Here is a 14,502-nt window from a genome sequence, read left to right as displayed (position 1 = left end):
TATAGATTATTGTTGTAAATCAGGTCGTAACTTCACAGCATCATTTTGGTAAAGATGTTGAATATCCTTTTGTAGAATAGCCGTATTTACATGCATTAAGACGCGAATACAGAGTGGCATCGCTCCTGGCACATCCATTTCGTGGGTACACATGACTGGAACATACTTCCATCCGTCAATTGAACGTACCGCTTTTGCAGGAAATGCTGACTTTATATCTTTGGTTGTCGAAATAACAACAGAAATAATATCTTCTGGCTCTATCTCGTTAGCCTTTGCCATTTCTGACACAAGCGCTTCCGTTGCTACTAGAACAGATTGTCCATCGTCTTGTGCGACAGTTGTCGCCCCTCTTAAACCTCTAACCATTAGACTCTCCCCCTTACGCTCTCAGTCTTAACTGATTAAACGCTTCCTCGCATTGCTCTCTTTCCAGTTCCTTAACATACGGCCTTCCGATACCATCAAGCAAGACGAAATTCAGTTTGCCGAAAGATGCTTTTTTATCCTTTTCCATATAACTTAAAAACAAGTCGAAGGAATATTCATGGATTGGTTCGAATAGATACCCGTTCGTTTTTGAAAAATCGATAAAACGGTTTGTTAGTTGTTCATCGACTGATCCATGCTGTTCACTCAGAATTAGACTGTACGCCATACCAATCATGACACACTCACCGTGACTCAACCCACCAAAGCCGCAAGCTGCTTCTACCGAATGGCCAAATGTATGCCCAAAATTGAGGTATTTACGGATGGAGTGTTCAAATTCGTCTTCTCCAACGATTTTTGCTTTGACAGCGATTCCTCTTAACAGTTCAGTCGATAACCATTCGATAGACGGTTGTGAAAAAGATGGGCTGGATAGTAACTCAAGTGTCCATTCCTCATCCGAAATGAATGCATGTTTCAATAGTTCTGCCATTCCTGAGCGAAGTTCGCGTGGAGGCAGTGTTTTGAATAAATCTGTTTGAAAAAGGACAGCGGATGGTTGGTGGAATGAACCAACCATATTCTTCCCTTCTGGCATATTAATCGCTGTTTTCCCACCTACCGCACTGTCATGCGCCAAAATAGTCGTCGGGCATTGGATATAGCGAATTCCCCTCATGAACGTCGCAGCGACGTAACCTGTGAGATCGCCACAAGCGCCACCGCCGAAAGCAATAATAAGTGAATCCCTTGTGAAATTATTTTTCAGTAAGAAGGATTGACACTCAATGTAGACAGCTGGTTTCTTGCAGCTTTCTCCAGTTGGAACTGTCTTCACGATAATCTCCCGATTCGTGCATTGTAAAGCTTCTTGCAATAGGGGTAGATGGAGTTTCGCAACATGTTCATCCGCTATGATCGCAATCCTGTCCGCACTTCCAAGAAGGTCAGCGTATTCTGTTGCGAACAGCTCATAGGAATGTTGACCAATATGGACATTGTATTCATGATTTAGAATGTCTACTGAAAGTTTCCCCATATTAAAACTCCTTTACATATCGTCTGTATTCTTCAATCTCCTTTTTAAGACCATCCATCGTGTCCGAACGGAATTCATCCATAATCGCTTTTGCCATTTCAGTCGCAATGACATGCTCAGCTACGACAGAGGCGGCAGGTACTGCACAGGGGTCTGAGCGCTCAATCGTCGCAACAAATGCTTCTTTTGTGTCAATATCTACACTTTCTAGCGGTTTATATAATGTTGGGATTGGCTTCATGACGCCCCTGACAACTATTGGCATTCCTGTTGTCATGCCACCCTCAAGTCCACCCAAGCGATTCGATTTCCGGATATAGCCTTGTTCTTCATTCCAAGCTATTTCATCATGGACTTCACTTCCATATTTTTTCGCCATTTGGAAACCGATGCCGAATTCAACACCCTTGAACGCATTAATGCTCATCATCGCCCCTGCAAGCTTACCGTCCATCTTGCGGTCGAATTGGACGTAACTCCCGATTCCAGGCGGGCAACCCTCTACGATGACTTCAACGACGCCACCGAGCGTATCCCCGCGTCTTTTCGCCTCATCTATCGCTTGCACCATTTGTACCGATGCCTGCGGATCTGCACAGTACACGGAATCATTTACAATAATCTCCCGCAGTTCCGCAGTTCCTAATCCTGCATATGTATCCGGATCAGTCGTGAATCCGCCGATTTCCGTTACGTGCGCAACTGTATGAATGCCAAGTTCACGAAGAAATTGCTTTGCAACCGCACCAATTGCAACACGCATCGTCGTCTCTCGAGCAGATGACCGTTCAAGCACATTGCGTAAATCTCGATGGCCATACTTCATCCCACCAACGAGGTCAGCATGTCCAGGTCTAGGTCGTGTAATTTGCCGCTTTACATCCTCAGGATTGACGTCATCCGCCAAAGGTTCAACGCCCATAATCGTAGTCCAATGTTTCCAATCATCGTTGACTACAGTTAATGTAACAGGTGAACCTAATGTCTTCCCATGTCTGACACCTGATGAGATGACGACTTGGTCTTTTTCGATTTGCATACGTCTTCCACGTCCGTGGCCGCCTTGTCTTCTCGATAATTCTCCGTTTATCATTTCTGCTGTTAATTCCATTTGAGCAGGTAATCCTTCTATAATTGCCGTCAACTGTGGACCATGTGATTCACCAGCTGTGAAATATCTCATTTCATTTCCTCCTCTAAGGGATAATCATTTATCCGTTTTATAGCACTCTACCAAAGTAAAGTGTATTTGACTATCTCTTTATATGAAAAATATCCGGAAAAATATCCGGATAGTTAAACTTTCCTATAAAAGAATGTATCTTCGGACTCGAAACCATACTTCCCAGGGTTAAAAATCTGCTCAGTGCTTCCAACAAAAAGAATCCCACCTGGTTTTAATGATTTTGAAAAATCCATGTAAATCTGATTTTTCGCCTCTTCAGTAAAATAAATCATGACATTTCTACAAACGATTAAATCGAACCCCGTATCATACCGATCTTCAAATAAATTTTGTTGTTTGAACGTAACAGCACGTTTTATCTCGTCTTTAACTTGATAAAAGCTTCCCTCATTGATAAAATATTTATTTTTAATAGATACAGGCGCTTCTTTTAAAGCCCTTTCAGAATAAAGACCTACTTTTGCACGTTTGATGACACCAAGATCAAGATCCGTTGCAAGTATAGATATATCACGAAGTGGAGCGAGAGATGATAGGAGCATTGCAATGGAGTACGGTTCTTCTCCCGTTGAACAAGCAGCACTCCAAATTTTTAGTTTTCTATTCCCTGCAAGAAGCTTCGGAAAAATCTTTTTTTCAAGAACATCCCAACGCTGCGCATTGCGGTAAAATTCCGATACATTAATTGTCATCCTATCAAGAAATTCTTCTAACAACTCTTTGTTATTATGTAGGGCCCCATAATAATCAACAAAACTACGGAAACCTCTTTTCTCGTAATGAGATGTCAGCCTTCTTTTCATCTGTGCTTCTTTATAAAGCGACAAATCGATTCCGGTCTTATTCTTTATATTCTTGATGAAAGTAGTATAATCCGACAAAATAAACCCTCCCGTTCATATGTTCCAGCCATTATAACTAATTGAAACACATTTCGGAATAACAAAAACAGCCGCACGGTATACGCTTGGCTGTTTTGAAAATTAGTTAATCCAGCTGTTCATCGTTTTATCATAAGAAACAAGCTCGGCATCTTTGAAGAAAAGTCCGATTTCACGAACCGCTGATTCCGGAGCATCAGAACCGTGGATAATATTCTTGCCAACAGTGACTGCGAAGTCGCCACGAATTGTTCCAGGAGCCGATTCTTTCGGATTTGTTGCACCAGTCATAAGGCGACCAACAGAAATAACATTTTCGCCTTCCCATACCATTGCGAATACAGGTCCTGATGTGATGAAATCAACAAGCTCTCCGAAGAAAGGACGTTCTTTATGCTCACCATAATGTTGCTCTGCAAGTTCTCGTGTGATTTGCATAAGCTTTCCGCCTACAAGTTGAAAACCTTTGCTTTCAAAACGACTAACAATTTCTCCAATTAAATTACGTTGGACACCGTCAGGTTTAACCATTAAAAATGTTCTTTCCATCATTAACACTCCTTCATAACTATGTATCGGAATTTCTCCTTTTCGATCGTACCATTCAGTTCACAATCTTTCAACTGTTAGTGCATTAATATTTTCGTTTCCCTATAAATGCCGCAATTTGCTTGAACGCTTTCTTCGCATCACCTTCAGGTAAAGCATCTATTTCATCCAACGCTTTACGTAAGTATACATCACTTACTGCTTGCGCTTTTTGAATTGCACCACTACTACGGATGTATACAAGCATTTCTTCGCGTTCCATTTCTGTCAAAGTCCCATCAAACGAACGTTCCAAATAAGGTTTGAATTTCAGGTCATCTTTTATGTAGAGAACGGGCAGTGTTAAGTGGCCATTCAAGAGATCGCTACCAGCTGGTTTCCCAAGTTTTTCATCCGTTGATGTGATATCAAGTATATCGTCGACTATTTGAAAAGCCATCCCAGCAAAGTAACCGAAACGACGCAAACTACCCACAATACTCGAGTCTGTCCTAGAAACGAGTGCACCTAGTTCACAACTCGATGAGAGAAGGAGCGCTGTCTTCCGTTTAATGCGACGTAAGTAGTCTCGAATTGTCTGATTGGTTTTCCGCTGATGATCAATTTGGATGATTTCACCTTTACAAATTTCAAGCATCGTCTCTGCAAATAGTTGGTGAACTTCCGGAATTTCGATATCTCCCATAGCTGTAAGTGCACGAGAAAAAATAAAATCACCAGTATACATTGCAATTCGGTTATCCCATCTGGACTTAACTGTTTCGAAGCCACGGCGCATATCTGAATCGTCTATCACATCGTCATGTACGAGAGATGCCATATGTACAAGTTCCAAAGAGACCGCTACTTTTGCTACGTCCTCCAATGAATAAGTACCAAATTTGGATGCGAGGATGACAAAAATAGGCCGTATCCTTTTTCCACCAGCCCGAAGAAGATGGAGTGATGCTTGCCGAATGACCGGGGAAGTTGATTCTACGGATCGTTCAAGTTCCTTCTCGATATAGGCGAGATCCTTACGGAAATCGGCATAGAGCGTTATTAACTTCAATTTCTCCAAAACAATTACCTTCCCCTGCGGTCTTTATTGTTTATATCCTACGTGGCCCGCTGCGGCACCACCGCTATATGATTTATACGACACTCCAACAAAACCTGCCTCCACAAAAAGCTGAGCAAGTTGCTTTGCACCTAGGAAGTCATTGGCAGATTCTTGAAGCCATGAATATTCCTTGTAACTTTTAGCGAAAAGTTTTCCGAATAAAGGCATAACAAATCTAAAATAAAACCTGAATAACTGCCTGTATATAGGAATTTCGGATTGCGAAGTTTCTAGGCATGCAATCATCCCTCCAGGTTTTAGAACACGATGCATTTCTTTTAACACTGTAGCGTAATCCGGTACATTCCGTAAGCCGAAACCAATCGTAACATAATCAAACGTATTAGAGGGAAATGGTAAATCCATTGCATTCCCTTGTACAAGCGAAACGGTAGGAATATCCATAACTTTTGTTTGGCCAGCTTCCAGCATACCCATACTGAAGTCCAATCCAGTCACATCACCAGTAGATCCTACCGCTTCCGAAAGGGCGATTGTCCAATCTGCCGTACCACAACAGACATCCAACGCACTAGCACCTTCATGGACGTTCATACGGTCCATGATGTCGTCACGCCACTTTTTATGTTGATTGAAACTAATCACAGAGTTCATTTTATCGTAATCACTTGATATTTTTTCAAACACTTCATGGACCTTCTGTTCTTTTGATAATGCCAAGAGTACTACCCCATTTCTTCAAATAGGCTTGTCAAATAGTGGTATCGCCATGTTGCGGATTTCCTGTTGAAAAAAAGGTTTGAGGAAATCAGCTTCAACAATCGCGACTTGCAATTCCGTCATAAGCAGAACGATTGCTTGGTCTACAAAGGCAGTATCCAACGTACGATCGGGCCGACCGTAAGTGGAAAGCTCGAGTTTATGTTTAGAAAATCCCTTGTCCAGCTTAAGGAGTGGCAATACAGCATTGGCAAGCGGTATATACTGCATAAAGCCAAAAGTATGTAAAAAATTTGTTATACATCCCGCTTCAATAACACGGACAGCTTCAATCAGCTTCCCTGGTCCATCTGGTAATTGCTCGTGAAATATTGTCTTCATCTCATTGATGGCTCCGATTGTCTTAGACAATGAGCGAATGAATTTGTATTCAGATTGAGATGCAAGAAGCCGATAATGGATTCCACTGAAATGATCACCTGATAGTACGGTTAGCTGTTGCTGCTTCGTTGTTGCATCGGATAAGTCAATTCGATCATGCGCATCAAATGCTGCATGGACTGCACCAATTGCAATTGCAGCGGTGTTCATGGAACTTGTCCACTTTTCCCCATTCAACATCGGCAGAAGCAGGAAAAAGGCTTTGACATCGTCCACAGTTATGCACCTAACATCTCTGTTCACAATCGGTTCATAAATCGAACGCTCCACTTCACTTATATAGTTTTCGATATATTGCTTCATTTTTTGTTTTTCCATCGTCGAATCTCCATTCAAAGACGTCCCTGGAGGAGTGTCTCAAAAACGAATTATTCTTTCCCTTTACTCGACACGACACCATATGCGGTATGGACATCGGCCTTGCCACGTATTTTCATTGCTGACGTATGTTCGGTGAACTGTGCAATCATCACTTCGCCACAATCAAGTTTTTCTGAATGATGGAATTTCGTGTCGTTTCCTCTCGTCAGACCGATGACGTTCACACCATCTTCTTTCGCTTCAATAACGATATAGTCGGTTTGTGTCATTTTCAGCTCTCCAATCTGTTCCTGTACAGTCTAATCATACCATAGAAAAGGAGTTCACCGCAAAGGTCTCAAGTCATTTTAATAAGTGACAAGATTTCAGCCCGTTTCACATCATCATGTTCGTAGATTCCTCGGGCTACAGTCGTTACCGTTTTCGCTCCAGGTTTTTTGATACCACGCATCGTCATACACATATGCTCTGCTTCGATAATGACATATACTCCAATCGGATTCAACATGTCCATCATTGCATCAGCCACGGTCGATGTAATACGTTCTTGAAGCTGTGGTCGTTTTGCGGTTGTTTCAACAGCTCTTGCTAGTTTACTGAGTCCAGCAACGACACCGTCACGTGGTATATAAGCGACATGTGCATGGCCAAAAAAAGGCACAAGATGATGCTCACACATCGAATGGAAGGGTATATCTTTCACCAGGACGACTTCATCATGATTTTCGTTGAAGACAGTTTTAAAATAATCTTTTGGATCTTTATTCAACCCTTCAAACACTTCAGCGTACATTTTAGCGACCCGCTTTGGAGTATCAATCAAACCTTCGCGCTCAGGATTTTCCCCGATTGCTTCAAGAATCATTGTAACCGCTTTTTCTATCTTCCTATAATCGACATCTTTCATAAATACGAAACCTCCTCAATTGAAACTAATGCTATTCCAACAAAAATAGTAGCATACTCCTCCATTTCAGTACAGTTCACGGTCTCTAAATAAAGATGGCAATCAAGTTCGCGAATAAAGACAGATAACCTGTAGCAACAAAGGAAAGAAACCTAAGTCCGCTGCGTCCTACGATAACAAATAGGGTTGACCCTGCATCGCATAAGCTCTAAACAACGGAAAGGAGCCCGCCCAATGAACCTGAAAACAGATTCGCCGGACAGACTCCTATGTAAGCCTGGAGATTATTTCACTGCATCTTTGAGCGCTTTACCCGCTTTGAAAGCTGGTACTTTGCTTGCCGCAATATCGATTTCTTCCCCTGATTGAGGATTACGTCCTTTACGAGCAGCACGTTCACGTACTTCGAAATTTCCGAAACCGATCAGTTGTACCTTCTCACCTTTTGCAAGAGTCGATTGGATTGTATCAAATACAGCTTCAACAGCTTTTGTAGCATCTTTCTTAGTTAGTTCTGCTGCTTCAGCTACAGAGTTAATCAATTCTGTTTTGTTCACACCATTCACCTCCTCTCAAAGGGGATTTAATAGCTTTCAATACTGTAAAAAGAGTATCACAAGAAAAACCGTGACGCAAGAATATTATCGTCAGTTCCTAAATTTCACACATAAATAAATGCGAAAAACAGAAAAAGATCCGCTTTTTACGGATCTTTTTCTGTTTAGACGATAAATGTTATCATTCCTTTATTTCCATCGTTCACCATCTGTTCGATTGTTTCTCGAAGACGTTTTCGGGCATTTTGAGGTACAGAGGCCGTTTTGAATCGTATGCTTTCCTTCATAACTTCGTGGAGGGGGGTACCAAAAAGTTGTGTTTGCCAAAGTGCTTCCCGATCATGTAAATAGGCATTTTTTAATTCTTTCAAAAGATGATGACTATGGAATTCCGAACCGATGAGTGGTGAAAACTCGGCTTCCATATCAACCCGAATAATATGAAGCGACGGTGCTGTAGCTTTCATACGTACACCGAAAAAGTTATTTTGTTTAATCAGTTCCGGGGCGGTAGGATTGAAGTCATCTATTGCTGGTAACGCAACACCGTAACCTTGTTTCTTAGCCGTTTCGATTGCTTCAGCGTACATATCATATGACTTCTTGGCCTTAGCAGCTTCTTGTGCAAACAATAACCAGTCTTTTTTTGTGCCGATTTCCTGTCCCATGATTTCTTCGCATACTTCACGGAATGTTTGTTCATCAATGTCAATTTTCACGATTGCTTTTCCTTTTCCCGCATCTACTTCGACAACTTCGGCATGTCTGACGTGATTTTCTTCTTTTAAACGCTCTGCAAGTTCTTGAACCTTGCGAATTTTCGATACTTCAAGAAAACCTTCATTAATAACTTTGTCAATTGAAGAATTTAATTCATGTTCACTTCCAAGTACATCCATCCAATCAGGTTTTTGCAACTCAATATCCGAGATTGGGAATTCATAAAGTGCCTCTTTTAAAATGAGTTGAATTTCCTGTGCATTGAGCTGATCGGCACTGATTGCGATAACAGGCACACCATAGGTTTGATGTAATTCTTTTTTCAATGCGACCGTCTTTTCATTGGCTGGCATTTTTGAATTCAACACGATGACGAATGGTTTTCCAATATCTTTTAACTTGTTGACGATTTCTATTTCCGCCACTTCTGCTGCAGCTCGCGGGATGTTATTCACGGTTCCGTCCGTCGTGACAAGTATACCAATCGTGGAATGGTCCCTAATCACTTTGTCCGTGCCGATACGCGCCGCTTCCTCAAATGGTATAGGTTCGTTATGCCATGGCGTATGAACGTATTTAGGGCCATTCTCGTCCTCGTAGCCTTTCACACCGTCGATTACGTAGCCCACACAATCTGCTAGACGAATTTGGAATTTCAACTCTCCGTCTCCTACGGATACCGAGGTCCCCTGTGCGGGGACAAATTTCGGTTCCGCCGTCATTATCATTGGACCTGGTGAACTTTGCGGAAGTTCGTCCTGCGCTCGAATTCGATCCGTTGCATCTGTCATGTTTGGAATGACGACTTCTTCCATGACCCTCTTCACAAACGTGGATTTTCCTACACGAACAGGGCCGACAACTCCGATATAGATGTCGCCATCCGTGCGTCTAGCTAGATTTTCATACAATTCCTCTTTCATCCATCGCCCTCCTTATCTGCTCATAGTAGTTTATGTATTAAAAAAACGTTTCATGCGTATACGCATGAAACGTTTTTCATTTCGATATTTTCATGAAAACAGGTTCATTTTGATTGTTCACCGTATAAGGTAATGAATAAGCTGGTAATACAGGATAATTGTCAGCTAATAGGAAACGGATATCTTCACCTTCTTTGACATCATGTTGCTTTTCCATCAGCATCCGGTTCAAGTCAACCGAATAGTCAATATAAAAATGTCCATCCCCACCAACAACAACTGGTAATTGAACATCGGAATACGGACTCGGAACTGTCAACGGCTCTTTAAATCCCATTTTCTCAAAATCGATTAAAAAGACGTTTTCACCGATTGGATCTTTGAAAGGTACATAACCATTAATATTTTTCCTTACATTCAATTCGCGAATCCGTTCTGCGACTCGTAAATCGACGAGCTTGACTGTGGGATTTGTTTCTACATCCATCAGGACATACTGATAGATCCCTCCCATTTCAAATGCATTGGAGGGGATTTCTCCTGTATAAGTTGGTACGATGTTCGAGAATTCAATTGGATATTTTATGTACATATCCGTTTCCATATCACGTGTTTTAATCGGTAACAGACCACCCGATTTTTCCTGATAAGCGTCAATTACTTTTTGCATCGTGCTTAATTGGTCAGCGTAAGGAATTTCTTGACTCGGGTTTTTATCTGGAGAATTCATGCATCCAGAAAGTAGTAACACAAATGACATAAATAACAGAAATCGTATTTTTTTTATCGTCAGTTTCATCATGCCCCTCCTGTTGGTCCATTAAATACCAAATAGATCATTGCCAAAAAGGAGAATATGAGTAGCGAATAAGCAGTGATGGCAAACACGATTTTTAATAACCGGTTGTTCAGTTTATGTCTACTCGCGTAAATGAGACCCATCGAAATCACCATGAAACCCATCGCATAAAACGACAACCACATTTTATCCATAGAGGACAAAGGAAGTCCTCCTTTCATATATTAAAAGTCACTTAGTACCAAAAAGATCTTCAATTTCCTGCCTTTTCATACGATTCATAAGCTGATCAACCGCTTGTTTCGGCGGAACATCTTCAAACAATACAGAATAGAGCGCTTCGGTTAACGGCATCGATACATCATGACGCGCTGCAAGCTGATGGGCAGCTTTCGCTGTCCGGACACCTTCAATGACCATCCCCATGCCCGAGACGACCTCCTCGAGACTATGCCCTTTGCCAAGCAAGTTACCAGCTTTCCAGTTTCGGGAATGAACGCTTGTACACGTGACAATCAGATCGCCTAGACCCGTTAGACCAGAAAATGTAAGAGGGCTTGCTCCCATCTTCACACCCAATCTTGAAATCTCTGCTAAGCCCCGTGTAATCAGCGCCGCTTTCGCGTTATCGCCATAGCCAAGTCCATCTGACACGCCGGCCGCAAGTGCGATAACATTCTTTAGTGCAGCCCCGATTTCCACTCCGACAATATCAGGGTTCGTGTAGACCCTGAAATAATTGTTCATAAATAAGTCCTGCACTTTTTCTGCTGCTTCAATATTGGTTGAAGCTGCCGTCACAGTTGTCGGATGGTGAAGAACGACTTCCTCTGCATGACTAGGTCCAGAAAGAGCAACGACTGCCTTCATTTTCGAAGGTGACAACTCTTCTGTAATCATTTCGGAGATTCGTTTCAACGAATCTGGTTCAATTCCTTTTGATACATGTACAACGAGTTTTAGACCCAATTCCATCCTATTCAACTCGGCACAAACTTCGCGTATCGCCTTTGTCGGAACAGCGATAATTACAGTGTCACCATGCCTCGCCACAGCTTCCAAGTCTGATGTCGCCTTCAAGTTATCCGGTAACGAAATGCTGGGTAAATATGAATCATTTGTATGCTTATTGTTAATTTCAGCAGACTGTTCAGTGCGTCTCGCCCAAAGTAGACAATCATGACCGTTTTCAGCTAGGACGAAGGCGATAGCTGTGCCCCAGCTTCCAGCACCAATCACAGATACTTTTTCCATTTAATAAAAACACCCTTTCTTCGACGAAGTAGTCAGCTTCTCGCGCGAGTGATGAGACGAATCGGTGTACCCTCAAAGCCAAATGACTCCCGAAGACGGTTTTGTAAAAAGCGTTCATATGAGAAGTGCATCAGCTCGGGTTCGTTCACAAAGACGACAAATGTCGGCGGTTTGACCGCAACTTGTGTTGCGTAGTAGATACGAAGTCGACGTCCCTTACTTGTCGGCGCTGGGTTTCTTGCAACAGCATCCTCGACTACTTCGTTCAACACACTTGACTGGATGCGTAATGCATGGTTTTCGCTAATCTTTGTAACTTTTTCAAATAAGCTTTGAACGCGCTGTTTCGTTTTTGCTGAAACAAAAGCGATTGGAGCATAATCGAGAAATAGGAAATTCTCACGTATATCTGTTGTGAATTTATTCATCGTTTTATCATCTTTTACGACTGCATCCCATTTGTTGACGACGATAAGAACACCTTTTCCTGCTTCTTCCGCATAGCCAGCAATCCGCTTGTCCTGCTCGCGGATTCCTTCTTCTCCATTAATAACGATGAGGACGACATCCGAACGGTCAATCGCCTTCAACGCACGGAGAACACTATATTTCTCAGTGTTTTCATATACTTTCCCTTTCTTACGCATGCCGGCAGTATCAATAATTTTATATTTCTGTCCGTCATGTACATACGATGTATCGATTGCATCCCTAGTCGTCCCGGCAACCTCACTGACGATAACCCTATCTTCACCTAAAAATGCATTTACAAGTGAAGACTTTCCGACATTTGGTCTACCAATCAATGAAAAGCGGATGACGTCGTCTTCAATTATTTCTTCTTCCGTTTCCGGGAAACTTTCCGCTACCTTATCAAGCAGATCCCCTAGACCAAGACCATGAGATCCTGAAATCGGATAAGGATCACCGAATCCAAGTGCATAGAAATCATAGATCATTTCTTTCATATCAGGATTGTCGACCTTGTTCACCGCAAGAACGACAGGTTTTTTAGTTTTGTATAAGATCTTGGCAACTTGTTCATCTGCGTCCGTTACGCCTTCACGGCCATTCACAAGGAATACGATGACGTCCGCCTCATCTATTGCAATCTCAGCTTGTGCTCGGATTTGCTCAAGAAAAGGTTCATCCCCGATGTCGATTCCACCTGTATCAATGAGATTGAACTCATGGCTAAGCCAATCTGCCGAACTATAAATACGGTCACGTGTAACTCCCGCAACGTCTTCGACAATCGATATTCTTTCACCAACGATACGATTGAATATTGTCGATTTCCCGACGTTTGGTCTACCGACAATTGCTACTGTTGGTTTCGTCATAATCTAACATCCTTCCAGCTTATCTTCTGCATATTATACACAATAATCTTTCGAACGTCTAAACGAACGTATTTTTAGTGCCTGGCACTCAAACAACACTTAAAAAAAGACGATGATGCCTATATCAGCACCACCGTCCATCCGTATAGTAATCACTGCTCACAAATGCGAAATCATTTTGAAAAGTTTTTCAGCTGATCTCCGATAACATCACTTAGGGAAAAGCCAGACGCTTCCTCGGGCATTTTATAATCGCCATATGAATTGTCGGCTTCTTTTTCAACAAGATCTTTGATGCTAAGGGATAGACGTTTTTCGTCCTTATTGACATCCAAGACTTTGACATCCACTTTTTGGCCTTCTTGTAGTACTTCATGTGGTGTGCCGATGTGTTGGTGAGAAATGCGCGAGATATGGACAAGTCCTTCGACGCCAGGGACCACTTCAACGAATGCTCCGTATGAAACTAGTCGTTTCACAGTTCCTTCGAGTGTAGAGCCTACTGGTGCCTTTTCTTCGATACCTTCCCAAGGTCCAGGCAACGTGTCTTTGATGGATAGGGAAATCCGTTCTGCATCCCGATCTACTGATAACACTTTCACATTGACTTTGTCCCCTTCTTTTAAGATGTCTGAGACTACCTCAACATGATTATGTGATAATTGTGAAATATGGACAAGTCCATCAACACCACCGATATCAACGAAAGCACCAAATGAGGCTATACGTTGAACAGTTCCCTCAATCACTTGACCTTCTTTGATGTTTTCCATCACTTCACCTTTTTGAGATGCTTTCTCTTCTTGGATAACTGCGCGATGAGAAAGGATAAGACGATTTTTTTCTTTATCTAGTTCAACAATTTTGAATGTCATTAGTCGGCCTTTGTATTCTTCAAACGATTCAACGAAGTGATCTTCCACAAGTGATGCTGGAATAAAGCCACGGACACCCATGTCAACTACAAGTCCACCTTTGACAACATCCTTTACTTCTGTTTCAATTGTCTCTTTATTGTTGAACTTCTCTACAAGGGAACCCCATGCGTCTTCTGCGTTAACTCTTCGTTTAGACAGAACATAGTTGTCTTCTTCCACTTTTATGATGATTAATTCAAGTTCATCGCCTTCTTTAACCACATCTGACGCATTTTCAATGTGAAGGCTTGACAGTTCACTAATTGGAATGATTCCGTCAAACGGCGCTCCTGCTATTTCAGCTGTCACCGATTTGTCTTCCACTTTTGTTATTTTCCCGGTAACGCGATCCCCTTCATTGTAGCTCTTTGCTGATTCCAAAACCATTTCTTCAGTCATATGTAGTCCTCCTCCATAAAGAATCCTACTTCTATAGTATGCGAATTGATT

General features: G+C 42.1%; 17 protein-coding genes. All 17 read right to left on the bottom strand.

The window, feature by feature from the left end:
* Nucleotides 1-6: 6 nt before the first annotated feature.
* The 17 genes from aroH to rpsA all read right to left on the bottom strand — a co-directional run bounded on the left by aroH (nt 7) and on the right by rpsA (nt 14,451).
* Nucleotides 7-369 carry a chorismate mutase gene (aroH, locus tag H4683_RS05885; RefSeq protein ID WP_192597906.1) on the bottom strand — a complete coding sequence of 121 codons (363 nt, stop codon included), beginning with the start codon at nt 367-369 and terminating at the stop codon, nt 7-9.
* Nucleotides 370-382: 13 nt separating this feature from the next.
* Nucleotides 383-1,471 carry a 3-dehydroquinate synthase gene (gene aroB / locus H4683_RS05880; RefSeq protein WP_192597905.1) on the bottom strand — a complete coding sequence of 363 codons (1,089 nt, stop codon included), beginning with the start codon at nt 1,469-1,471 and terminating at the stop codon, nt 383-385.
* Between the two features lies 1 nt (nt 1,472).
* Nucleotides 1,473-2,654, bottom strand: a complete 1,182-nt coding sequence (gene aroC, locus H4683_RS05875; protein WP_192597904.1) for a chorismate synthase — start codon at nt 2,652-2,654, stop codon at nt 1,473-1,475.
* Nucleotides 2,655-2,767: 113 nt separating this feature from the next.
* Nucleotides 2,768-3,538: a CheR family methyltransferase gene (locus H4683_RS05870; protein ID WP_192597903.1), complete on the bottom strand. Its 771-nt coding sequence runs from the start codon at nt 3,536-3,538 to the stop codon at nt 2,768-2,770.
* 102 nt (nt 3,539-3,640) lie between these two features.
* Nucleotides 3,641-4,087: a nucleoside-diphosphate kinase gene (gene ndk, locus H4683_RS05865; protein ID WP_192597902.1), complete on the bottom strand. Its 447-nt coding sequence runs from the start codon at nt 4,085-4,087 to the stop codon at nt 3,641-3,643.
* Nucleotides 4,088-4,172: 85 nt separating this feature from the next.
* Nucleotides 4,173-5,147, bottom strand: a complete 975-nt coding sequence (locus H4683_RS05860) for a polyprenyl synthetase family protein (RefSeq protein WP_192597901.1) — start codon at nt 5,145-5,147, stop codon at nt 4,173-4,175.
* A 24-nt stretch (nt 5,148-5,171) separates the two neighbouring features.
* Entirely contained in the window at nt 5,172-5,870 is a 699-nt protein-coding gene (locus tag H4683_RS05855) for a demethylmenaquinone methyltransferase (protein WP_192597900.1), read from the bottom strand.
* Between the two features lie 18 nt (nt 5,871-5,888).
* The gene (locus H4683_RS05850) at nt 5,889-6,629 is read right to left on the bottom strand and encodes a heptaprenyl diphosphate synthase component 1 (RefSeq protein ID WP_192597899.1); all 741 of its coding nucleotides are present in this window, start codon (nt 6,627-6,629) and stop codon (nt 5,889-5,891) included.
* Between the two features lie 50 nt (nt 6,630-6,679).
* A complete protein-coding gene (mtrB, locus tag H4683_RS05845) occupies nt 6,680-6,901 on the bottom strand; it encodes a trp RNA-binding attenuation protein MtrB (RefSeq protein ID WP_192597898.1) in 222 nt (73 codons plus the stop codon).
* 68 nt (nt 6,902-6,969) lie between these two features.
* Nucleotides 6,970-7,539, bottom strand: coding sequence for a GTP cyclohydrolase I FolE (gene folE, locus H4683_RS05840; protein ID WP_192597897.1), 570 nt, complete (start codon nt 7,537-7,539; stop codon nt 6,970-6,972).
* Nucleotides 7,540-7,823: 284 nt separating this feature from the next.
* A complete protein-coding gene (locus H4683_RS05835; protein WP_192597896.1) occupies nt 7,824-8,096 on the bottom strand; it encodes an HU family DNA-binding protein in 273 nt (90 codons plus the stop codon).
* 164 nt (nt 8,097-8,260) lie between these two features.
* Nucleotides 8,261-9,739 carry a stage IV sporulation protein A gene (gene spoIVA, locus H4683_RS05830; RefSeq protein WP_192597895.1) on the bottom strand — a complete coding sequence of 493 codons (1,479 nt, stop codon included), beginning with the start codon at nt 9,737-9,739 and terminating at the stop codon, nt 8,261-8,263.
* A gap of 76 nt (nt 9,740-9,815) precedes the next feature.
* The gene (locus tag H4683_RS05825) at nt 9,816-10,538 is read right to left on the bottom strand and encodes a hypothetical protein (protein ID WP_192597894.1); all 723 of its coding nucleotides are present in this window, start codon (nt 10,536-10,538) and stop codon (nt 9,816-9,818) included.
* Nucleotides 10,538-10,732 (bottom strand): DUF2768 domain-containing protein, encoded by a 195-nt coding sequence (locus tag H4683_RS05820; RefSeq protein WP_420826545.1) that lies wholly within the window; start codon nt 10,730-10,732, stop codon nt 10,538-10,540. The genes H4683_RS05825 and H4683_RS05820 overlap by 1 nt, the downstream gene beginning before the upstream one ends.
* 37 nt (nt 10,733-10,769) lie before the next feature.
* Nucleotides 10,770-11,792 carry an NAD(P)H-dependent glycerol-3-phosphate dehydrogenase gene (locus tag H4683_RS05815; RefSeq protein WP_192597892.1) on the bottom strand — a complete coding sequence of 341 codons (1,023 nt, stop codon included), beginning with the start codon at nt 11,790-11,792 and terminating at the stop codon, nt 10,770-10,772.
* A gap of 32 nt (nt 11,793-11,824) precedes the next feature.
* Nucleotides 11,825-13,135: a ribosome biogenesis GTPase Der gene (gene der / locus H4683_RS05810; RefSeq protein ID WP_192597891.1), complete on the bottom strand. Its 1,311-nt coding sequence runs from the start codon at nt 13,133-13,135 to the stop codon at nt 11,825-11,827.
* 173 nt (nt 13,136-13,308) lie between these two features.
* Nucleotides 13,309-14,451 (bottom strand): 30S ribosomal protein S1, encoded by a 1,143-nt coding sequence (gene rpsA / locus H4683_RS05805; RefSeq protein WP_192597890.1) that lies wholly within the window; start codon nt 14,449-14,451, stop codon nt 13,309-13,311.
* Nucleotides 14,452-14,502: the final 51 nt, after the last annotated feature.

Origin of the sequence: Sporosarcina limicola (assembly GCF_014873855.1) — a bacterium.
GTDB classification, from domain to species: Bacteria; Bacillota; Bacilli; order Bacillales_A; family Planococcaceae; genus Sporosarcina; species Sporosarcina limicola.
The sequence above is the reverse complement of the archived record's forward strand: the minus strand, read 5'-3'. Positions and strand labels throughout refer to the sequence as shown.

What these genes read in the sequence shown, in the direction of transcription:
- aroH (WP_192597906.1), bottom strand. Translation starts at nt 369, where the DNA reads ATGGTTAGAGGTTTAAGAGGGGCGACAACTGTCGCACAAGACGATGGA.
- aroB (WP_192597905.1), bottom strand. Translation starts at nt 1,471, where the DNA reads ATGGGGAAACTTTCAGTAGACATTCTAAATCATGAATACAATGTCCAT.
- aroC (WP_192597904.1), bottom strand. Translation starts at nt 2,654, where the DNA reads ATGAGATATTTCACAGCTGGTGAATCACATGGTCCACAGTTGACGGCA.
- ndk (WP_192597902.1), bottom strand. Translation starts at nt 4,087, where the DNA reads ATGGAAAGAACATTTTTAATGGTTAAACCTGACGGTGTCCAACGTAAT.
- H4683_RS05850 (WP_192597899.1), bottom strand. Translation starts at nt 6,629, where the DNA reads ATGGAAAAACAAAAAATGAAGCAATATATCGAAAACTATATAAGTGAA.
- mtrB (WP_192597898.1), bottom strand. Translation starts at nt 6,901, where the DNA reads ATGACACAAACCGACTATATCGTTATTGAAGCGAAAGAAGATGGTGTG.
- folE (WP_192597897.1), bottom strand. Translation starts at nt 7,539, where the DNA reads ATGAAAGATGTCGATTATAGGAAGATAGAAAAAGCGGTTACAATGATT.
- spoIVA (WP_192597895.1), bottom strand. Translation starts at nt 9,739, where the DNA reads ATGAAAGAGGAATTGTATGAAAATCTAGCTAGACGCACGGATGGCGAC.
- H4683_RS05825 (WP_192597894.1), bottom strand. Translation starts at nt 10,538, where the DNA reads ATGAAACTGACGATAAAAAAAATACGATTTCTGTTATTTATGTCATTT.
- H4683_RS05820 (WP_420826545.1), bottom strand. Translation starts at nt 10,732, where the DNA reads ATGGATAAAATGTGGTTGTCGTTTTATGCGATGGGTTTCATGGTGATT.
- H4683_RS05815 (WP_192597892.1), bottom strand. Translation starts at nt 11,792, where the DNA reads ATGGAAAAAGTATCTGTGATTGGTGCTGGAAGCTGGGGCACAGCTATC.
- der (WP_192597891.1), bottom strand. Translation starts at nt 13,135, where the DNA reads ATGACGAAACCAACAGTAGCAATTGTCGGTAGACCAAACGTCGGGAAA.
- rpsA (WP_192597890.1), bottom strand. Translation starts at nt 14,451, where the DNA reads ATGACTGAAGAAATGGTTTTGGAATCAGCAAAGAGCTACAATGAAGGG.